Raw genomic sequence first — 22317 nt, 5'->3', positions numbered from 1 at the left:
AACTTCCTTAGGCATAGCTTAAGGAAGTTTTTTAGATTATTTTTTAAAATATATTTGGATCATTTCCAGGTTGTTTCTTTTGCCATTCATGATAAAAGTGAGCAACCACTGCTTTTACTACAGCATATGCTGGAATAATAAACAGTAATCCAAGAAAACCTGCTATGCCACCAGCCGCTAAAATAAGCGTAATAACGGTTAGGGGATGGATCGATAGCGCTCTCCCCATAATATTAGGAGAAATGAAATTTCCTTCAATTTGCTGCGCAATAACCATTACAAGAATGACCCAGACAACCATGATCGGATCCTGGAAAAATCCTACGATCACAGCGGGAATAGCAGATAAAAAAGGTCCTATAAAAGGGATGAAATTCATAATGATCGCAAATAACGCAAGTGTTAAAGAATAATCAAGATCAATAATGAAGTAACCTATATAAAGCATGACACCAACACAGAGACTTACAATGAATTGACCTTGTATAAAGGATGATAATGTGTGATTAATGTCTGCAGTTAATTCCTTAAAGCTTTTAGCCTTATGCTTACTTAAAAATTGAGAGACAAAAGGAACAAATTTATGCCCATCCTTTAACATGAAAAACAAAAAGAATGGAATCAGGAAAAATGCAAAAACAAAGCTGAAAATTTGCCCAATCAGATCAATAATAAAGGTAGTGATGGTCTCTGCATAACTATCTAAATTTCCGGTAATACGCTGTACCGTATCATCAAGTTGAGAAGGAATAATGTTTTGATTATCCTGCCACATATTTATAAATTTTTGAGTTGTCTCAACCATTGCTGGTATATTATCAATTAGATTTGAAAATTGACGTTGCACAATTGGTGCGATAATGGTAACAGAAATCATAATAACTAAGACAATGATCAAAAATACAATCCCGGTACCACCAATGCGCGGAACTTTCTTTTTTTCTAACCAATTAACGAGAGGGTTTGTTACATAAAAAATAGCACCGGCTCCAATAATCGGCACTGCAATAGCCGTTAAATAGGCACCTAACGGCTGAAAGACGAATGACGTAATGGAAATGAGGTAGATAAGTAGAAACAATAGTATAAGTGTAATGAGTATTCGAATGCTTTTTTTCTCTAACAACAGATATCCCAACCTTCTTTTTTTGTATAAGATAAGCTTTTTTTATTTTACCATAAAAATCCACATAAAATAGCAACAATATCAATAAGTATAGGGGAAAATGATTTTTTGTTATTCGTATAAAGTATGCGTTTATGATAATATTTAATATAGAATTTAGAAAGATTTCTAATAGGAGGAACGTCTTATGGATTGGAAAGAAACGTTAAAAAAATGGACATCAAACACGACTTTAGATGAGGATCTATTAAAACAACTGCAACAAATATCAGAAAACGAACAAGACTTAGAAGATGCTTTTTATAAAAATTTAACATTCGGAACTGGTGGTATGCGGGGAATGCTTGGTCCGGGTACAAACCGAATGAATATTTACACAATCAGAAAAGCTGTAGAAGGCTTAGCACTATACTTAGAGGAAAATGTAACAAATGCAAAAGCAAGAGGGGTAGCAGTGGCTTATGATTCTCGTTATATGTCACAAGAGTTTGCAGTCGAAACTGCGCGAGTACTAGGCGCGCATGGCATCAAATCCTATGTGTTTGAGTCACTTCGCCCAACTCCGCTTGCTTCATTTGCAGTTCGTCATTTACAAGCGGCGGCAGGTGTAATGATTACCGCTAGCCATAACCCACCAGAATATAATGGTTTTAAGGTCTATAACGAGGATGGTGGGCAATTACCACTTGAAGAGGCAGCAGCAGTGATTGAAAAAGTAGAGCAAGTTCCGGATGAATTACAAGTAAAAGTAGAATCTCAAGCAACTGTAGAAGAAAAAGGTCTATTAAACTGGATTGGTAGTGAAGTGGATACCGCTTATTTAGCTAATCTAAAAACCATTCAAAAACAAACGAGCGAACAAATAAAAGAAAATGATCCACTTCAAATCGTATTTACTCCATTACATGGAACAGCACATGACCTTGTTTTAAAAGGGTTAAAGCAAGCTGGTTTTTCAGATATTCATGTTGTAAAAGAACAAGCAGAGCCTGATCCAGAGTTCAGTACGGTAGCTTCACCAAATCCAGAAGAGCATCAAGCTTTTGAAATGGCTATTCAGCAAGGGAAAGAGATCGATGCTGATATATTAATTGGTACAGATCCTGATGCAGATCGCTTAGGGGTAGCGGTAAAGGATGGTCGTGGTTCCTATCAAGTATTAACAGGAAACCAGCTCGGTACATTGCTACTTGATTATACCCTGTCGTACACGGATAAAAGTGAACGCGCAAATGGTTATCTTATTAAGACAATAGTCACAACAGAAATGGGTCGTGCGGTTGCTGATTATTATGATGTAGGTACGATTGACACATTAACTGGATTTAAATTTATTGGTGAAAAAATGAAAGAGTTTGATCAAACAGACGATCACTTTTTATTTGGGTATGAAGAAAGCTATGGTTACCTTCTAGGAGACTTTGTTCGTGACAAGGATGCGGTGCAGGCTGCAGTTGCTGCCTCAGAGGTTGCAAGTTTCTGGAAGACGCAAGGTAAAACCTTATTAGAAGCATTAGAAACCCTGCATATGAAGCATGGTTATTATCTAGAAGGCATGAAATCACTAACACTAAAAGGAAAAGATGGAGCAGAGCAAATTGCTACCATTATGAAAGAAATTAGAGAAAATCCATTCGAAGAAATTGGTGGGCTTCGTGTTGAAAAAATAGAAGATTATCAATCAAGCGAACGGTTAATCGTGGAAACAAAGGATAGTGAAAAAATTCTTTTACCAAAAGAGAACGTGATGAAATTTTTATTAGAAAATAATAGTTGGGTTTGCTTTAGACCATCTGGTACGGAGCCTAAAATCAAGAGTTATTTCGGAGTGAAAAGTCCTGGGAAAGAAACGAGTGAACATTTATTAGAAAAACTGCAAAACGATGTAACCACTCGTATGGATGAAATTATCGAAGGCTAGTAGCCTTTTAAGCTTCTGACGATCAGAATACGATAAAGTCATGATCATCAATTAAAAAGAAAAGTTGACAGAATCCCCCAAAATAGGTATGCTAATGATTATATAAAGGGGAGTAGCTGTACAGTGAATGTCGTCATTTCGAGCTTTTTAGCTCCGGCCTCACTGGCAACTAAAACGTTGTTTGCGAGACCTTTACCACGCATGTGGTGAAGGTCTATTTTTATGGTCTTCACCAGGTGGTGGAGATCATTTTTTTATGGAGAAAAGGAGATGCTTTCGTTTGGAACTACTTATCGAATATGGTTGGGTACTTATTGTATTAATTGGGTTAGAAGGTATTTTAGCAGCAGATAACGCGCTAGTTTTAGCAATTATGGTAAAGCATTTACCAGATGATCAGCGGAAGAAAGCATTGTTTTATGGACTAGCAGGTGCATTTATTTTAAGGTTTGCTTCTTTATTTGTTATCTCATTTTTAGTGGACGTTTGGCAGGTACAAGCACTTGGTGCGGCCTATTTACTATTTATTTCTGGAAAACATCTCTATGATAAATTCTTAAAAGCCAAACCAGAGGAATCAGACGATGAGGATGCTAAATCAGGTAGTAGTTTCTGGGTGACTGTTTTAAAAGTAGAACTAGCTGACTTAGCATTTGCAGTAGATTCTATTCTAGCTGCTGTAGCCCTTGCTGTAGCTCTTCCTGCAACCGGCTTACCGAATGTAGGTAGCTTAGATGGTGGGCAATTTGCGGTAGTTTTAGCTGGTGGTATGATCGGCTTAATTATTATGCGTTTTGCAGCTAATGTATTTGTTAAATTATTACATGATCGTCCAGGACTTGAAATTGCAGCATTTGCAATCGTTGGCTGGGTAGGGATTAAGCTAGTCGTGAGTGTGTTAGCTCATGATGATATCCACATCTTATCGCACGATTTTGCTCACTCTTTAGGCTGGAAATTAACATTCTACATTGTGTTAGTATCGATAGCTGTTGCCGGATGGTTCTTATCAGGCAATAAGAATAAAAAAATCGAAGCATAAGTCATGGATCAAGCACAATTCTTTTTCAAAAAAGAGGTTGTGCTTTTTCTATTTGCGACAAATTTCTTTTTTTAGTAAATTAGAGTAAGAAAGGATGACGAATATGACCTTACATCAATTTCACTTACAAGCAACGTGGCCTGGGGGAAGAAATGAAGTTGGATATCTTCAAGCAGGGAATTTAAAAACGGAAATTTCGATTCCTCGAGAAATGAATGGACCAGGAGAAGGAACAAATCCAGATGAAATGTTATTAGGTGCGTCTTCCACCTGCTATTTAATAACGTTAGCAGCAATGATAGAACGGACTAAGCTTCCGCTTTCCCATTTATCGCTAAGTTCGGTCGGAGAAGTGGATGTAACAGATGGTGTCTTTACGTATCAAAAGATCACCCATAAGCCAGAAATGAAATTAAGTGCTGAAGCAACAGATAAAGATTTGGACAAGCTTCGATTATTAGTAGAGCAAGCTGAAGCCTCCTGTATGATTTCACGCGCGATCAATGGTAATGTGGAAATCGAATTAAAGCCATCTATTTCAATCGTATAATAAAAGGAAAAAAATACTCTATTACTTGGATAGAGTATTTTTTTAGGTTTAAATTGCATAAAATGAATCAAATCATTGACAAATATAGTAAAGGGTAGTAAATTTAATCGTAGTAAATTTATCGGAATAATATATTATATAGAATATAGAAATCAAAGGAGGAAGAGAAAGATGGATACACTGTTAATTTTAATCAATATTGCTATTATGCTGTTTTTTATTGGTATTCTTTTTGTGATGCAGAAAAAATATGTATCTTTTTCAAAACGAGTTTTTACAGGTTTAGGGTTAGGTATTTTACTAGGTGGTTTTTTACAGGTAGTTTATAACGTGGATTCAAGCGTTCTAGGGACTACTACAGATTGGTATAATATATTAGGGCGTGGGTACGTAAGGTTGCTCATGATGATCGTTATACCACTTGTGATGGTTTCCATTATCCAGTCGATTATTAATTTGGAGAAGTCAGCAGAGCTTGGAAAAATGTCTGCCTGGATCATTGGGATTTTAGTAACTACAGCGATGGTTGCGGCAATGATTGGGGTTTTCAGTGCAACCATTTTTGATCTTAACGCAGATCAAATTGAAGCAGGCCAGGAGGAACAAGATCGCGGATTGGCACTTGAAGAAACACTAGGGTCCGTAGAAGGGATGACTACACCACAGAAAATTTTAGAATTTATTCCTGCTAATCCGTTTTTAGATATGACAGGTGATCGAGCAACTTCTGTTATTGCAGTCGTTATTTTCTCCATGATTATTGGTATTGCAGTTCTTGGAATTAGAAAAAAACAACCGGAACAAGCAGAGAAGTTCGTGGAAATCGTTAATGCGATTTATGCTGTCGTTATGCGTATTGTAAAAATGATTTTACGATTAGCACCATATGGTATTTTAGGCTTGATGGCGAATACCGTTGCACAAACGAATGTAGCGGGAATACTAGAGCTAGGAAAATTTGTAGGAGCATCCTACGTTGCACTTATTATCATGTTCGCTATTCATTTAATCATTTTAGCGTTGTTTGGGCTTAACCCATTAACGTACACGAAAAAAGTATTGCCGGTGCTAGGTTTTGCATTTACATCTAGATCTAGTGCAGGAACGATTCCGTTAACCATTCAAGTTCAAAAGGATAGCTTAGGTGTGCACAGTGGTACGGCAAACATGGCTGCTTCCTTTGGTGCAACGATTGGTCAAAATGGATGTGCAGGGATTTATCCTGCGATGCTTGCTGTGATGATTGCACCAAGTCAAGGCATTGATCCATTATCACCTAGCTTTTTAATCCAGCTAGTTTTAATTATCGGTATTAGCTCCTTTGGTGTCGCCGGTGTTGGTGGTGGAGCAACGTTTGCTGCTCTAATCGTTTTATCATCGATGAATTTACCAGTAGCTTTAGCAGGTCTATTGATATCAGTAGAACCACTTATTGATATGGGTCGTACTGCATTAAATGTAAATGATTCTATTTTATCTGGAACACTTACTTCTAAAATTATGAAGAAATTAAATATTAAAAGATACCAGGATAAAGAAGCAACAAGTAAAGATCTTGTGATCGATTAATATAAAAATTCCACGCCAATCTCTGGCGTGGAATTTTTAATATTATGAAGTTGATTTTTTCATTTGTTTCTTGCTGCGCATTCCCTCCATCGTTAAATAGAATGCAGGTAACAATAAGAGTGTAAGAGTTGTAGAGAAAATGATTCCCGCTACAATCGATACAGCAAGAGGTCTGAATAATACATCTCCCGTAAAGATGATTGGAGACAGTGCCGCGATAGAGGTTAACGTTGTTAATAGAATCGGACGGAACCTTGCTCTACCTGCAGCAATAATTGCCTCATTTATAGACTTATCACGTTCCTTATTTTGTTCAATAAATTCGATAATCAGAATCGAATTTCGGACAACAACCCCTGATAAGGATACAATACCCAGGACTGCTAAGAAGCTTAGTGGCTGTCCGCTTACGAATAGACCGACAATGGCCCCAGTAATAGCAAGGAATACGGTACTCGTTATCAGAACTGGTGTTAACAGTGAATTAAATTGAATCGCAAGAGTGACATAAATTAAGAATAGTACCACGACAAACAATTTTGCTACTTCAACAAAGAATTCGGTCTCTGCACTAGCCTCACCGTCTTCTATCAGCTGATAATCACTATCTAAATCATTTCGATAGGAATCCAAGATATCTGCTGTATCAGAAGAAAAGGTTCCTACATCTTCATTTTCATAGGCAGAGATTGTAATTGTTCTTTTCCCATTGTCATGTGGAATTGCCCCGATTTGTTGATCAGTTGTTGAGTCAATAAATTCATCAAAACTATAAATCTGTGGTGCTCCGTCTTCACCCATTCCAGCAAATAAAGTTAATGCACTTAAATCGATGCCATTATCTTCGCCTTCATCTAAAATTAGCTGTAAAGGAATTATTTGTTCGTTTTCATCAAGTTCTCCAAGTGGTATTGCTGTATTTGCTAATTGCAGGGTCCCTCTAACCTGGTCAAGAGCAACACCTTCTTCTGCAAGGAAATCACGATCTATCTCATAGGTTCTAACAGGCTGCGTAGAGCCGGCATTAGTAGTAGCGATTTCTACAGAATCGAGTGCAGTTAAATCCTCTTGGATCGCTAATGCATTTTCCGTTAACATATCTAGATCTGGCCCCTGTAATTTTACTTCTAAAGCAGCAGAAGGAGGTGGACCAGATACAATCGTTTCTAAGAATATCTCTCCATCAGGAAAAGTTTCTCTTAAATTCTGCTGATTGTTTTCAATAAATTCAGTTGCAGAGGTAGTGTCACGATCAATTCGAACTGCTAGCTGACCCGTATTTTCGCCGGATCGATTTAGTCCAGAATTAAAAATATTTGGTAAGCCGCTTCCTGTGTAACGAACTGTTTCTGTGACGTGCTCATTTTCCTCCAATATATATGTTTCCATTTCCTCTAAAAGCTGATCTGTCTCGTCAATAGGAGTTCCGTCTTTAAGCTTGACAGAAACAGTCACTTCTTCTCTGTCTGCTGCCGGGAAGAATTCAAATGGTACTTTGATTGCTAAAAGCAATAAAAGTACACAAAGAACAATTCCACTTACAACAGTGATCCATGGTTTTTTAATCGTTCTTGGTAAAATCTTTTCTGCATAAACGGTTTCTAATTTACGGAAAAAGTTTGTGAGTAAACCAATTTTTCGTTTTTTCGTTTTATAGATTTTTAATTGTCTGGCGTATTGCACAGAAGGTATAACCGTTAATGCGATAGTTGTCGATGCGATAATAGTGAAAATCAAAGCAAGCGGCAACGCCCTAATAAAGTCTCCGTTACTTCCTGATAAAAAGGTAAGCGGGAAAAAGCTAAATACAATAAGAAGGGTGGATGTAACGATAGAAACCCCAACTTCTTTCACCCCACGAATGGTTCCATCAAGTGGGTTGTCACCTAATTGGAATCGCCGCATAATATTATCATTCACAACAATGGCATCATCAACTAGAATACCTATTGCAACTATAATACCAATAATCGAAATTTGGTTTAAATCGACTCCTGAATAAGGAAGCGGAATTAAACCGATTATAATCGAAAGTGGAATAGCTAAGGCAACTAGAATAGCAGATGAAATTGGCAATCCTAGAACCATTATAATGACCACAGAAAATAGTGATATGGCAAATGAAGTAAGTAAGCTAGAATACACTTCATCAATGACTTCACTTTGGGTATAAAAAAGATCTGCCTCTATACCATCTGGAAGATTTCCGCTTAGCTTATCTACTTTTTCATTGATTTGTTCCTGAAGGCTTGTGATATTAATGCCCTCTTGCGCAAAAACAGTAATAGAAAGAGCAGCCTTTCCCTCATAAGTGATAAGGTCTTCTGGACTTTCCTTTTCCATGGATAAAGATGCGATATCACCTAAGGAAATTGCTTCTCCTGCGGGGTTTTGGGCAATATAAAGCTCAGAAAGTGCATTGAAATCAGAAATAGAATCAAGCTTTAATTGGTAAATCGTGTCTTCATTTTTCTCTGTGCCAATAGCAGTTGGCGAGATTTCATTTTGAATAGCTGTAATAACTTGATTCGGTTGGATTTGTTCTTCCTCTAATGCATCCTGGTCTAAAGAAATCATCGCAACTTCATCTGGCATTCCTTTGATTTGTAACGATTCCACCCCAGAGAGCTCGGTTAAACTTTCTTCCCATTCATCAAGTTCATCTCGCAAGTCATATAGAGATTCCTGGTCTTCACTTAATAAGTGATACGTGGCAACACTAGACGTTACAATATCAGTCTCAACATCAGGTGCTTGGGCTTGATCAGGAAAAGATTTTGCGGCTTCCGTTACTGCTTGTTGAATCGAGCTATAGATAGCTGAAGGATTGTCACTGTTTTCTACACTAACAGTAATGGTAGAAAAGCTTGTTGCTGATGCCGATGTAACATTTTCAACGCCATCTAAATCTATCAGTAAATCTTCAATTGGATTGGTAATATCCGCTTCTACGATTTCAGCATTTGCTCCTGGATATACGGTTGAAATGGAAGCAATATTTTGTTTGATTTCCGGAATATCGCGCTTTGGAATTTGTAAATATGTAAAAATCCCTGTAACCACAAATAATAGCATAAAAATCCCAACTATTTTGCGGTATTTTAAAATTGTCTTCACATTGTCCACCCCATTATTTTCTATTAAACATTATATGCTATTAATGACATAGTTCATGCAAACTGTAAATGAAAATGATTCCAATTACCGATGGTTTTTTGCTAGAATAATCCAAATTCGTGTGCGATAATAATAACAGTTTTCTTTTAGATAAAAGGAGGAGTATAAATGGATCAATTTGAGCAGCAATTACATAAATATGCAGACTTAGCACTTAAAACAGGGGTTAACCTTCAAAAGGGGCAAGGGTTAATAATCAATGCACCAGTTGAAGCGATAGATTTTGTTCAAATAGTAGTAGAAAAAGCATATCTTATTGGGGCAAAAGATGTGCACGTAGAATGGAAGGATGACAGGTTAACCTATTTAAAAATGAAGCATGCCCCGATGGAAGTATTAGAGACTTATCCAACGTGGCGTAAAGAGGCATTAGAATCAATGATTGAAGATGGATACGGACTTTTAAATATATATGGGGAAGACCCTGATTTATTAAGTGATATCGAATCAAAAAGAATTTCAGCAGTTACAAAAGCAAGCTCAATAGCACTGAAAAAATATCGTGATTACCTAATGAATGATAAAGCCAGGTGGTCTATTGTTGGTTATCCTACATTAGAATGGGCAAAGAAAATTTTCCCTGAGTTAAATGATGAGGAAGCGATAGATCAATTGTGGCATGAAATATTTAGAATAGCGCGTGTCAACCAAGAAGATCCTGTTAAAGCATGGGATGCCCATAATAAATTATTGGAAAATGCACATCAATATTTAAATGAGAAAAAATTTGCCAAGCTTCATTTTAAAGGTCCTGGCACCGATTTAGAGTTAGCTCTACCAGAAAATCATATTTGGGCAGGTGGAGCAGCAAAAGCAGTGGACGGATTTATGTTTAACCCTAATATACCTACAGAAGAAGTTTTTTCCATGCCACATAAGTATGGTGTAAATGGTAAAGTGACAAGCACTAAGCCTTTAAGCTATGGTGGTCAGCTGATTGATAATTTCACGTTAACGTTTAAAGACGGAAAAGTAGTTGATTTTCAAGCAGAACAAGGAGAGGAGGCACTCAAAAATCTATTAGAAGCGGATGAAGATGGGGCGAAAAGGTTAGGGGAAGTGGCTATCGTTCCACATTCTTCCCCGGTGTCGCAGTCTGGTCTTATTTTCTTTAATACGTTATTTGATGAAAATGCTTCATGTCATATAGCGCTTGGAAAGGCCTATCCAACGAATATCCAGAATGGATCTGACATGAATAAAGAAGAATTAGATAAAAATGGAGTCAATGATAGTATTGTCCATGAAGATTTCATGATTGGGTCTGATAAACTGGATATAGATGGAATTACTGTAGAAGGTGAAAGAGAAGCTTTATTTAAAAACGGAGAATGGGCGGTAAAATTTTAATCAAACTGTAACACGCATGATAAATTTCATGCGTGTTTTTTCATGCAGATTAAGCGGTCATTACATTTGAGTAACAACTGCATACTCAAAAGTCTATTGGGTATACAATGGTAAGTAGTAGAACAGAAATGAGAAAAACTTTGTTCGAACTTATCATTTTCGTTCATGCTCTAAATTTGAAAAGGATGATTTTTATGCAACGAGAAGCTTATTTTGACCATGCGAAAATCCTCTTTATCTTTTTGGTTGTATTTGGCCATATGATTCAACCGCTTAAACAAGATATTGTGTTAGTAGATAACTTATATCAATGGATTTATTTATTTCATATGCCAGCCTTTGTGATGATTAGCGGCTTTTTTGCAAAAGGTTCTGGTGACAAAGGATATATTATGAAGCTTGCGAAAAGATTAATTGTACCTTATTTAATTTTCCAAGCATTTTATACGATTTATTACCGATTTATCGGTAAGTCAAATTGGGAATCAAGCTTCTTTGATCCTCACTGGGGACTCTGGTTTTTGCTTAGCTTATTTAGCTGGCACTTATTATTAATTGCATTTAAAAAGCTACCACCTCTTTATGGTGTACTTATTGCCTTTACTTTGGGAATAGGGATAGGTTATATAAGTGGAATTGGAGAGGCGTTTAGTTTATCCCGTACGATTGTATTTTTCCCATTCTTCCTTTTAGGATATTGGGCGACCAAGGATCGTTTAATGCAATTAAAGAATGTCCGATTTAAATTGGCATCTCTAGCTGTATTGCTTGTGATTTTTGCGGTTATTAGCTTTACACCAACTATGTCTGCATATTGGTTGTTTGGCTCTACTCCGTATCAAGCTTTAGATTACCCAATCACAGGCGGTTTAATTCGAGTAGGGTTATATGCACTTGCTGTCATTATGACCTTTTCTATTCTGGCATGGGTGCCACGCCAAGAAATGCGTTTTACCTATATGGGACAATACACATTATATGTATATTTATTACACGGTACGGTTATCCAATATATCAGGCAAGCAGACCTGTTAAAGTTAAATAATAATTTTGATGTAATAGGGTTGGCCGTTATTTCGATTCTTTTAGTTGGTTTCTTATCATCTAAATGGATTGTAATGTTCACCCAGCCAGCGATTGAATTGAAAAATTCAGAATGGAAAAAATGGATACAGGATTCTAATGGAAAAAGTCGAAAAGAGAAGCATGCTTTAAGGTAATTTCATTTTATTTAAAACAGCACGCATGAAATCAGAGTTTATTATCCTGATTTCATGCGTTTTTTAGTATATTCCGGTCCTTTTATTGCGCTGCTATATTATAATAATAATTTTTTTGAAGTAGACGCGCGGAATTGCGCAGTTGAGGAGGAAGTCGAGAAGAAATCGAGAAAGTCGAGAACAAATCGTGAAAGTCGAGAATAAATCGTGAAAGTCGAGAACAAATCGTGAAAGTCGAGAACAAATCGAGAAAGTTGCAAGCAAATCGAGAAAGTTGCAAGCAAATCGAGAAAGTTGCAAGCAAATCAAGAAAGTTGCAAGCAAATCACAAAAGTACAAAAAGCGAAGTAACTCCAACAAGTTTGCATCAAAAGCTACACTATTTGCACGAAAAAAATTCTCTTTAAGTATAGCTAAAGCAAAAGAAAATCCTCTTTCAAGAATAAGTTAGTATGACCAACTATTCTAGAAAGAGGAAAGTTATTTCTCATGAACGGTAATTATTTTCGTATGCGATTTATTTCATCTGCAACGAATTGGACTTGTGTCCCAACTATTACTTGAATACTGTTTTTCCCTACGATATTAATGCCAGGAACACCAGTGTTTTTAATGCGTTGTTGATCGACACTACTCATATCGTTTACTTCTAATCGTAATCTCGTTACACAGTTATCAACACTGACAACATTATCATCTCCACCAAGGCCTGCATAAATTTCGGAAGCCATTACGGATATGTCGTCCCCTTTTGAGGTAGGTTGATCTGAGGATGTAGTAACTTCTGCATCATCTTCTCGACCTGGAGTTTTTAAATCAAATTTTACAATTAAGAAACGGAACAGTACATAGTAAATGACACCGAATACCAAGCCTTGAACGAGTAGCATAAATGGTAGGTTGGCTAGTGGTAATCTTGCACTTAAAACAAAGTCTACAAAACCTGCACTAAAACCAAATCCGGCAGTCCATTGGAATGTGGCTGCAATAGCTAACGATAAACCTGTTAAAGCTGCGTGCACAACATAAAGTGCTGGTGCTAAAAACATAAACGAAAACTCAAGTGGTTCGGTAACACCTGTGAAAAAGGATGCAAATGCTGCTGCTAATAATAAAGATGCAGCTGTTTTTCTTCTAGATGTCTTTGCAGTGTGGTACATCGCAAGTGCGGCAGCCGGTAAGCCAAACATCATCACTGGGAAGAAACCAGCTTGATACATTCCGGTAACTCCTTTGGTGCCTTCTCCAGACCAGAAATTAGCAATGTCATTTATTCCTGCAACATCAAACCAAAATACCGAGTTTAAGGCATGGTGTAAACCAGTAGGAATCAATAAACGGTTAAAGAAACCATAAATTCCTGCGCCAAAAGCTCCCATATCACTGATCGACTTACCAAAAGAAACTAATCCAGTATAAATGACAGGCCAAGCAAAGAATAACAACGCGGAAACGAACAACATAGAAGCTGCAGTCATAATTGGCACTAAACGTTTACCACTAAAGAAGGCAAGTGCAGCTGGCAACTTCACTTGGCTAAAGCGGTTATACATAATAGAAGCAATAATACCTGAAAGAATACCGATAAACTGGTTGCCAATTTTACCAAATGCAGCATTGACAGTTTCGGGATCAACGCCTTGTAAGAGTGCAACAGTATTAGTGGAAAGAAGCGTCGTTACAACTAAATATGCGACTAGCCCACTAAGTGCTGCTGAGCCATCTTTATCCTTTGACATACCTAACGCTACACCAACCGCAAAGAGTATCGCCATGTTGTCAATGATCGATCCCCCAGCCTTAATTAAAAATGCGGCAATTACATTTCCTTCACCCCAACCTGTGGGATCTATCCAGTACCCAATCCCCATCAGGATCGCAGCAGCAGGTAACACTGCAACTGGAAGCATTAGAGACCGTCCAATATTTTGGATATATTTCATCATGTTTGTTCCTCCTCAAAATAACATTTCCATCTAAACTAAGAAAAATAATAGCTATAGTTTTTTAATTCCTTCTCAAAACCCTGTGATTTGTAATCGATTGCATAATCGTTTAAAAATAACAAACGATACATAATAATCTCCCCAAAAAACTACGAGATAACGGTTGAATATTTCATATAACATAGAAGCATGTATGAATAGTCATCTATCCCTCCTTGAAAACTCATTATGTTGTAGAAAAGCGTGCTAGTCCTTCACCCTATTTTGTTTTAACAGGGCATGCCACTTTTATCACTGAATCTAAAAGAATAATAACATGTAAAGGTTCAGTTGTCTATACCTCTTTTGGTGTAGTGCTAAATTATTTTGAACAGAAAAATGAAACTAAAAGACGTTTTTATCAATGTTAATACAGTAATACCCGTGAGTGTAAGTTATTTTAACCAAACAATTTATAATACCACAGCCTTTAAATTGGTATAGACAACTATATCTAATTTTGATATGATAAACTTAATAGTAAAAATGGTAGGATGTGATGAAATGGCGGGCAATGTATTACTCAAAAATATTCAAATCTATGTTGAAAACAATGTCATCGAAAATGGATTTGTAAAAATAGAGGAAGGCAAAATTACTGAACTGGATACCATGGATAGACTGAATAATACGCATTTTAGTAGTGAAGTTCTAGATTTTAATAATCAACAAGTAAAAGTCATTCCAGGGATGATTGATGTGCATATCCATGGTGCCAATGGGGCAGATGTAATGGATGGAACGCGTGCTGCACTTGAGACGATGAGTCGAGTTTTACCAAAAGAGGGAACAACAAGCTTTTTAGCCACAACCATGACACAAAGTAATGAAAATATAGAAGCAGCACTGACTAATATAGCATCATATATGGAAAAACAAGAAAAAGCGCAGGCAGAAATATTGGGTGTTCATCTAGAGGGCCCTTTTGTTAATGGAAAAAGAAAAGGCGCGCAACCACTAGAATATATTAAAAAACCTGATATCGATTTATTTAAAAAATGGAACAAATTAGCGCAGAACCAAATTAAATTAGTCACTTTAGCACCTGAAGTTGAAGGAGGGATGGAATTCATCCAGTATCTCAACGAGCAGGGTGTGATTGCTTCAGCTGGTCATACAGACGCTACAGCAGAGGAAATTTCTGTAGCGGTTGATTACGGCTTATCCCATATCACACATTTATATAATCAAATGAGAGAATTCCATCACCGAGAACCTGGAGTCGTAGGGGCGGCATGGTTAAATAACGATTTAATGGTTGAAATTATTGCTGACGGAATTCATTCCACACCAGAGGCTGTTCAGACTGCTTTTTCGCTAAAAGGAAAAGATAACCTGCTTCTTATTACAGATTCAATGCGAGCAAAATGTTTAGAAGATAACAAATATGATCTCGGAGGACAACCTGTAATCGTTAAAAAAGGAAAGGCCACATTAGAAGATGGCACACTAGCTGGAAGTACGTTAAAGCTTGGAGAAGCTTTTAAAAATATCCTTTCCTATACCGGTTGTTCGTTGGAAGAAGCTATATGCATGTCTTCTAGAAATGCTGCTAGAGAGTTAGGTCTTTATCACAGAAAAGGAAGTATTTCAGTAGGTAAAGATGCAGATATCATTTTGTTAAATCAAAAAAATGACATTCTGTTTACATTTTGTCGAGGGGAAATTGCATATAAAGGAGATTAGAAACAATGAAAGTTATACAAGTAAACAATTATGAGGAAATGAGTAAAAAAGCAGCTGAGATAATTATCAATCGAATTCAGGCAGATAATAAGATAACCTTAGGATTAGCAACTGGGGGTACACCAGTTCAAACTTACGAGCGTTTAGTAGAAGATTTTCGTAAAAACCATACCTCATATAAACAAGTAACAACCTTTAATTTAGATGAATATATCGGATTACCTATCACTGATCCAAATAGCTATCATTTTTATATGAATAAGCATTTGTTTCACCATATTGATATAGATCCAAATGAAACCTTCATTCCAAACGGATTAGCAGAAAATTTAGAAGAAGAATGCCGTCTGTATGATGAAAAAATAAAAGAGTATGGTGGTATCGATTTACAGCTATTAGGGTTGGGGGAAAATGGTCACATCGGATTTAACGAACCAGGCACACCATTTGAACAGAAAACGCATGTAGTTACGTTAGAGGAATCCACTAGAACTGCCAATGCGCGATTCTTTAACGATTTAAGTGAAGTGCCAACTAAGGCGATTACGATGGGGCTAGGGACGATTGTAAAAAGTAAAGAAATACTCGTTTTAGTTTCTGGAGAAGAAAAAAGACATGCGCTAAGCCAATTACTTCATTCCGACAAAGACGAGGACTTCCCGGCTTCTATTCTAAAGACACATGAGAATGTTACCATCATTGCAACTGAAGATGCTATAATGAAATGAGAAAAAAAGGAAAAATCACATTAAATAGCGTTATATTCATGTAATGATTTTTGATCAAAATATTCCAATTTATGTTGCATGTTTTATTATAGAAGGGAGTAGAAATAGTGATTGATAAACATTCTCCGATTCCTATCTATCACCAATTAGAAGAACAAATTAGACAAAAAATTGAAAATGGTGAATATAATCCCGGTGACGCATTACCCTCTGAAAGAGAGTATGCAGAACAATTGAATATAAGTCGAATGACTGTTAGACAAGCGATAAGTAATTTGGTAAATGAACGGTATTTAATTCGTATTAAAGGTAAAGGAACGTTTATAGCTGAACAAAAATTAGAACAAAATTTAAATGGTTTGACTAGTTTTACAGAAGACATGATTGCACGTGGAATGACACCGAGTAATAAGCTGTTGAATTTTGAAATAATTCCAGCAAAGCCTAGTATTGCGCAACAACTAAATATTAAGGAACATGCACCAGTATATGAAATAAAGCGGATTAGGTTAGCGCAGGGGATTCCGATGGCATTAGAAAGGACATATGTGTCGGCTAACCTAATCAAAGGTCTGACAGATGATATTGTGGAATCTTCCCTTTATAAATATATTGAGGAGAATTTAGGTTTAAAAATTGGGAGAGCCAGTCAAATATTTGAAGCTACTCACGCAAACGAAGAGGAAATAAAATATTTAGAAATACCAGAGCAATCTCCTGTGCTGTTTATGAGAAGAGTGACAAAATTAGATAACGGTACCGTTTTTGAACTTGTAAAATCTAGCTATCGTGCAGATCGATATAAATTTATGCTTGATTTAGAACGTTGAGTTAAAAGGGAGGGAATGTAGGTGACAGAACTTAGTACGGAAGCTGTCAATCATCATTCTGTAAATATTGATGAAATGAATACGATCGATATCATTCAATTAATGGAGAAAGAAGATCGGGAAGTTCATCAAGCGATTGAAGCCAATGTAGAAAATATTGCATTGGCTGTTGATTTAATATTAGAAAAATGGAAGCTTCACGGAAGGGTATTTCTAGTTGGAGCTGGCACAAGTGGACGAATTGGAGTACTAGATGCTGTCGAGCTAGAACCAACCTTTTCGATTGATCCAAAACGTTGGGTCCCCTTAATGGCTGGTGGCAAAGCTGCAATGTGGGAACCACTTGAGCAGCATGAAGATAGTGAAAATAAGTCTGTCGATGAACTTAAAGAACATGATTTTGATCACAATGATGTGTTAATTGCTATTAGTGCCAGTGGTTCAACGCCATATTCTGTAGCAGCTCTAAACTATGCGAAAAAGATGCAAGCTGGAACCATTTCAATTAGTTGTAATAAAGGTACCGTGTCTTCTGAGATAAGTGACGTTGGTATAGAATTAGTTGTTGGTTCAGAAATAATCCGAGGATCGACTAGACTTAAGGCCGGAACAGCGCAAAAAATGGTCATGAACATGATTTCAACGGCAACAATGATTCGACTTGGAAAAGTTTATAAAAATGAAATGGTAGATATGCAGCTTATTAACAAGAAATTAGTGAAAAGAGCCATACATATTTTAATGGATCTAACCAATATATCTGAAAATAAAGCGATTGAATTAATGGACTTAACAAGCAATGATCTAAAAAAAGCTATTTTTATAGCCGAAACAAATAGTGACAACGAGTTAGCGAATCAGTATTTAGATGAAGCTAATGGTCATCTAAAAGAGGCGATTAAAAGCTATCAAAAACGTTGATTTTTTAAAATATTGATAAGAGGAGGCTAGTATATGAAAATAGGCGTAATTGGAATTGGTGATATTGCAAAAAAGGCTTATCTACCAGTGCTCACACAAACGAAAGATATTGAACTGCATGTATGTACGAGAAATAAAGAAACGTTAAAAGAAATAAAATCTACTTATCAATTACAAAACACTTATACTCAAATAGATGACTGGCTACAATGCGGTATGGAAGCGGCGTTTGTTCATTCTTCAACGGATTCCCATGAAGGCATTATTGATACATTGCTCGATCATGACATTCACGTATATGTGGACAAACCGATTACATATGAAGCTTCGTCCACAAAGCGATTAATCAACAAAGCGAAAGATAAAGGCCTTATATTAATGGTAGGCTTTAATCGAAGATATGCCCCTTCTTATCAAAAATTAAAAGAAATAGATGATCCAAATATGGTACTGATTCAAAAGAACCGAGGTAATCAAGCTGAAAAAATAAGAACTTTTATTTTTGATGACTTTATCCATGTGATCGATACCTTGCTCTACCTATTCCCTTATGACATAGAGAATGTCAACGTCCGTGGAAAGCGAAAAAATGGTATTTTGCATCATATTGTTCTTCAATTAGAAGCAAAAGAAGGAACTGCAATTGGAATCATGAACCGAGAATCTGGTACTTCAAAGGAAACAGTAGAAGTACATAGTCCAAAAGAGACTAGAATCGCTGAAAATGTAAATAAAGTTATTTCACAACAAAATAAAAGCAACATGATCCATGCAGAAAATGATTGGGAACCAACACTAAATAAAAGAGGTTTTAGAGGTATAGTTGATACATTTTTTAATAGAGTAGAGAAAAAAGAAGTGCTAAATGAATCGGATGAAGCGGACTTAAGAACACATCTATTAGCTGAAGAAATAATAGAACTGTTAAAGTAATGTTTTCCAACATTATTTAACATATAAAATTTCAGAGAGAATATTCTCTCTGAAATTTTTTGCACTGTTCATTTATACATAATAATCCAAAATTCTATCAACACTCGCCCCATAACCCTCACCAAAAATATTTAAGTGTACTAGTAAATAGAATAACTGATAGATTTCCTTCACTTCTTCATAATGGGGAGGTAGCGGAAAAATGTCTTGATAACGAGTGTAGAAATCGTTGCCAAATCCTCCGAATAGCTCTGTAAATGCAAGTTCAAAAGCATGATCACCATAAAGAAGAGAAGGGTCTATTAAATAAGGTGTGCCATTTTTATCAGCCATCCAGTTTCCTCCCCATAAATCCCCGTGAAGTAAGGAAACAGGAGGATGTGCTTCTATATATTTATCTAATTGATTAATTAACTTTTCAAGCTTCTTCCTTCTGCCTGCCTGAATTCGACCATTTTCAATTCCTAGATTTAATTGAGGTGTTAGCCGTTTTTCTTTGTAATAGCCCAGCCAATCCTCGTACCATCCATTTTCCTGCGTGATCTCACCGACAAAGGTGTCATGGGGTGCGCCAAACTTTTTATCTTTTTGCGGGTGATGCATCTTAGCAAGCTGTTCCCCTAATAATTTGGAACTACTAGCGTTAGGAGAACCCTTTTCAATCCATTCTAGTATCAATAGTGCTTTTTCGTCTTGTTCAGGCTGGTTATAAAAGTACACCTCTGGTACCTTTATCGTTTTGGTATCCTTTATTGCCTGAAGACCATTTGCTTCTATTTCAAAAAAATCACGGGGTACATCCTGATTTACTTTAATGAAGTAAGCTTGTTCGTTGGTTTGGACAAAGTAAGCATCATTAATATCTCCGCCAGATACACGCTCCATTTTTTTAATTTCGCTATGATCCTCGATATTTGCTAAAGCTTGTTGAAAAAAATCTTGCATTTTACGCACGGTCCTTTCCATCAAAAACTGATATAAGAGAAGTATAACAAAGTGTCAATGACTTTGTTAATTGACCATAACGTTTTTAATACCAGTAAACTTGCTTCATTATATTAAAAAATAATTAGATGACTTAACTTCAGGACCGAACTGCAGAGTCATATGTTATGTGTTAGCCAGAAAATGTGTAATAAAAAAAGCTGGCATTAACCAGCTTTAAAATAAATCCATATTAAAATTGATCGAACATAATTATTACTCATCTTGATAAGCTCTTTTTAATTTTTCTATGTCGAATTTTTTCATTTTGAGAAAAGTTTTTGTTAATCGCTCCATTTGTTCGTCCGTTCCGTTTGCCATCATTTCTCCCATAATCTCTGGCCAGATTTGCCAGGAAACACCGTATTTATCTTTTAACCAACCACATTGTTCAGCTTTTGAATCTGAGGAAAGCTTTTCCCAGTAGTAATCTATCTCTTCTTGATTTTCACATCGAACTAAAAGTGAAATAGCTTCATTGAATTTGAAGTTATGTGATTGAGCGCTATCCATAGCAGCAAACCACTGATTCTCTAGCATAAAATCCGTAAACATCAATGTTCCTTCCTTGTCTGGTTCCATGCCAGCAGGGTAAGTAGCGATTTCACCTCGTTTGGAACCATGGAAAACAGAAAGATAAAAGTCACTGGCTTCTTCTGCTTTACCACATACGTCTTGAACATACATCAAAGAAGGTACGATAAAAGGTCGTTCCTCCTCTTCTTGGTTCGTGAGGATCAGTTGCCATGTCAGGCCATACTTATCCTGGATCCATCCGTAGCGTTTACTGAACGGATATTCCTGCAGTGGCATAATGGCTGTACCGCCTCGAGAAAGCTTTTCCCAGAGCTCATCTAAATTTTCTCTGGCGTTATCGTCCCTTGAAGGATCAAAATTCACAAAAAATGAAATCGAGGGATTGAACTGAAAATGTGGGCCTCCATTAATCGCCATGAATGAAAAGTCTGCTAAATTAAAAGAAACAACATCGCTATCTCCAGATGGTGTATCTTCAACTGTTGCGATATTGGTAATTTTTGAATTCGGAAAAATGGATGTATAAAATTGTGCAGCCTCTTTTGCTTCTTGATTAAACCATAAATGGGGAACGATTTTTTGTTCTATCATGGATACTTCCTCCTCTATAATGATACTTATTTAGTTTCGTTTAGATGCTGTTCCAAACGATTCCAAGTTTCAGTGATACCTTGAAGCATGCCCATATCTAAGACGGAGTTAAGAGCTTCAGCAGATACATACTCAGCTCGATTAATCAGCTTTGTTTTTCCTTCCAGATCAATGAATTCCAAGGTGACCTCGGTTGATGGCATATCCTTGTCGATATTGCCCTCAGCATCGGAAAAGTAGTCGGTGTAAGTAATCATTTCGGGTTCAATAATATCCTTGTAAACAACTTTCCCCCAAGATTCCATACCGTAATATTCCCCTTGATTTTGATCCATACATTTCATGCAAAAATGCCATGAACCACCCGGTCGGAAATCAATGTGGCAAACGGGCAGTTCCCAACCAAAAGGGCCCCACCAGTGCGTGAGGTGTTCAGGTTCTTTAAACATTTGGAACACGAGCTCGCGCGGTGCATCGAAAACACGTTCTAATACTAGTATCCGGTCATTCTCAACTCTAGAATTCATTTCGTTAATTGACATAATAATTCTCCCATCTAATTCAATAAATTTTACTTTCATACTCATCGTGTAAAAGTTAGTATTGATTCCATCGCTAAATCTGCAAGTTCATGGGGGTGGATAACGATACTGTTTCTACTAACCAATGTTCAATTGAGTGTTTTTTTTCCTTGTATTACATTGAGATAATCATCCAAACGGTCCATTCGTGCACCCCATATTCTACGATAGGAATCAAGCCAGGCATCTAACTCTTGAAAAGGTTCGGGTTTTAACTTATATATTCGACGATTGGCTATTGGCTGAACCTCCACGAGGCCAGCTTCACTCAAAACACGAAGATGCTTTGAGGTTTGAGACTGGTTTAGCTTTAATTTTTCTGCAATATCCCCAACTGGAAGTGGTTCACTGAGAAGAAGTTCGACGATATTAAAACGATTTGGTTCCGCCAGTGCACTAAATGTCTGTGTATTCATGCTGAATCAGCTCCTGCAATTTTAATTTACGTATATTTATCCGAACTGTATTAAGAAGATCACCTCCAAATTTTTCACTTTAACTTTGAGCGATCTTGTTGTTAAATAGATTATTCCATATTAGGAATATTCCTGTCAAGGAATATTATAAATTGGTTCCCATTAAATAG

General features: G+C 36.6%; 18 protein-coding genes. 11 read left to right on the top strand and 7 right to left on the bottom strand.

Translation table 11 applies throughout. The annotated features are described in order from the left end of the window. Window positions 1-43: 43 nt before the first annotated feature. On the bottom strand, window positions 44-1126 hold the full coding sequence (locus DFR57_RS01860) for an AI-2E family transporter (RefSeq protein WP_114351426.1): 1083 nt from the start codon (window positions 1124-1126) through the stop codon (window positions 44-46). A 187-nt stretch (window positions 1127-1313) separates the two neighbouring features. Between DFR57_RS01860 and DFR57_RS01855 the strand changes: the two genes are divergently transcribed. The 4 genes from DFR57_RS01855 to DFR57_RS01840 all read left to right on the top strand — a co-directional run bounded on the left by DFR57_RS01855 (window position 1314) and on the right by DFR57_RS01840 (window position 6208). Beyond that, complete coding sequence (locus DFR57_RS01855) at window positions 1314-3047, top strand: phospho-sugar mutase (protein WP_114351425.1); 1734 nt, start codon at window positions 1314-1316, stop codon at window positions 3045-3047. A gap of 256 nt (window positions 3048-3303) precedes the next feature. Then, window positions 3304-4089, top strand: a complete 786-nt coding sequence (locus DFR57_RS01850; RefSeq protein ID WP_114351424.1) for a TerC family protein — start codon at window positions 3304-3306, stop codon at window positions 4087-4089. A 103-nt stretch (window positions 4090-4192) separates the two neighbouring features. Beyond that, entirely contained in the window at window positions 4193-4639 is a 447-nt protein-coding gene (locus DFR57_RS01845) for an OsmC family protein (RefSeq protein ID WP_114351423.1), read from the top strand. Between the two features lie 171 nt (window positions 4640-4810). After that, complete coding sequence (locus DFR57_RS01840) at window positions 4811-6208, top strand: L-cystine transporter (RefSeq protein WP_114351422.1); 1398 nt, start codon at window positions 4811-4813, stop codon at window positions 6206-6208. A 42-nt stretch (window positions 6209-6250) separates the two neighbouring features. On the opposite strand, the gene DFR57_RS01835 is transcribed toward DFR57_RS01840, so the two are convergent. Continuing rightward, window positions 6251-9325 carry an efflux RND transporter permease subunit gene (locus DFR57_RS01835; protein ID WP_114351421.1) on the bottom strand — a complete coding sequence of 1025 codons (3075 nt, stop codon included), beginning with the start codon at window positions 9323-9325 and terminating at the stop codon, window positions 6251-6253. Window positions 9326-9493: 168 nt separating this feature from the next. Between DFR57_RS01835 and DFR57_RS01830 the strand changes: the two genes are divergently transcribed. Next, a complete protein-coding gene (locus tag DFR57_RS01830) occupies window positions 9494-10735 on the top strand; it encodes an aminopeptidase (protein WP_114351420.1) in 1242 nt (413 codons plus the stop codon). Window positions 10736-10929: 194 nt separating this feature from the next. Further along, the gene (locus DFR57_RS01825) at window positions 10930-11955 is read left to right on the top strand and encodes an acyltransferase family protein (protein ID WP_114351419.1); all 1026 of its coding nucleotides are present in this window, start codon (window positions 10930-10932) and stop codon (window positions 11953-11955) included. A gap of 500 nt (window positions 11956-12455) precedes the next feature. Here the strand turns inward: DFR57_RS01825 and nagE are convergent, their stop codons facing one another. Next, window positions 12456-13901 (bottom strand): N-acetylglucosamine-specific PTS transporter subunit IIBC, encoded by a 1446-nt coding sequence (gene nagE / locus DFR57_RS01820; protein WP_114351418.1) that lies wholly within the window; start codon window positions 13899-13901, stop codon window positions 12456-12458. A 543-nt stretch (window positions 13902-14444) separates the two neighbouring features. Here nagE and nagA point away from each other — a divergent pair. The 5 genes from nagA to DFR57_RS01795 all read left to right on the top strand — a co-directional run bounded on the left by nagA (window position 14445) and on the right by DFR57_RS01795 (window position 19038). Continuing rightward, window positions 14445-15626, top strand: coding sequence for an N-acetylglucosamine-6-phosphate deacetylase (gene nagA, locus DFR57_RS01815; protein WP_114351417.1), 1182 nt, complete (start codon window positions 14445-14447; stop codon window positions 15624-15626). 5 nt (window positions 15627-15631) lie between these two features. Further along, window positions 15632-16354 (top strand): glucosamine-6-phosphate deaminase, encoded by a 723-nt coding sequence (gene nagB / locus DFR57_RS01810; RefSeq protein ID WP_114351416.1) that lies wholly within the window; start codon window positions 15632-15634, stop codon window positions 16352-16354. Window positions 16355-16461: 107 nt separating this feature from the next. Next, window positions 16462-17184: a GntR family transcriptional regulator gene (locus DFR57_RS01805; RefSeq protein WP_114351415.1), complete on the top strand. Its 723-nt coding sequence runs from the start codon at window positions 16462-16464 to the stop codon at window positions 17182-17184. Between the two features lie 21 nt (window positions 17185-17205). Then, window positions 17206-18105, top strand: a complete 900-nt coding sequence (gene murQ / locus DFR57_RS01800) for an N-acetylmuramic acid 6-phosphate etherase (protein ID WP_114351414.1) — start codon at window positions 17206-17208, stop codon at window positions 18103-18105. Window positions 18106-18138: 33 nt separating this feature from the next. Next, a complete protein-coding gene (locus DFR57_RS01795) occupies window positions 18139-19038 on the top strand; it encodes a Gfo/Idh/MocA family protein (protein ID WP_114351413.1) in 900 nt (299 codons plus the stop codon). A gap of 72 nt (window positions 19039-19110) precedes the next feature. On the opposite strand, the gene DFR57_RS01790 is transcribed toward DFR57_RS01795, so the two are convergent. From DFR57_RS01790 to DFR57_RS01775, 4 genes are all read right to left on the bottom strand, one after another. Further along, a complete protein-coding gene (locus tag DFR57_RS01790; protein WP_114351507.1) occupies window positions 19111-19983 on the bottom strand; it encodes a fructosamine kinase family protein in 873 nt (290 codons plus the stop codon). Window positions 19984-20238: 255 nt separating this feature from the next. Continuing rightward, complete coding sequence (locus tag DFR57_RS01785; RefSeq protein ID WP_114351412.1) at window positions 20239-21150, bottom strand: VOC family protein; 912 nt, start codon at window positions 21148-21150, stop codon at window positions 20239-20241. 26 nt (window positions 21151-21176) lie between these two features. After that, complete coding sequence (locus DFR57_RS01780) at window positions 21177-21692, bottom strand: SRPBCC family protein (RefSeq protein WP_114351411.1); 516 nt, start codon at window positions 21690-21692, stop codon at window positions 21177-21179. A gap of 128 nt (window positions 21693-21820) precedes the next feature. Continuing rightward, window positions 21821-22147, bottom strand: coding sequence for an ArsR/SmtB family transcription factor (locus DFR57_RS01775; protein WP_114351410.1), 327 nt, complete (start codon window positions 22145-22147; stop codon window positions 21821-21823). Window positions 22148-22317: the final 170 nt, after the last annotated feature.

The sequence above is a fragment of the Saliterribacillus persicus genome (assembly GCF_003337485.1).
Taxonomy (GTDB): Bacteria; Bacillota; Bacilli; order Bacillales; family Amphibacillaceae; genus Saliterribacillus; species Saliterribacillus persicus.
The sequence above is the reverse complement of the archived record's forward strand: the minus strand, read 5'-3'. Positions and strand labels throughout refer to the sequence as shown.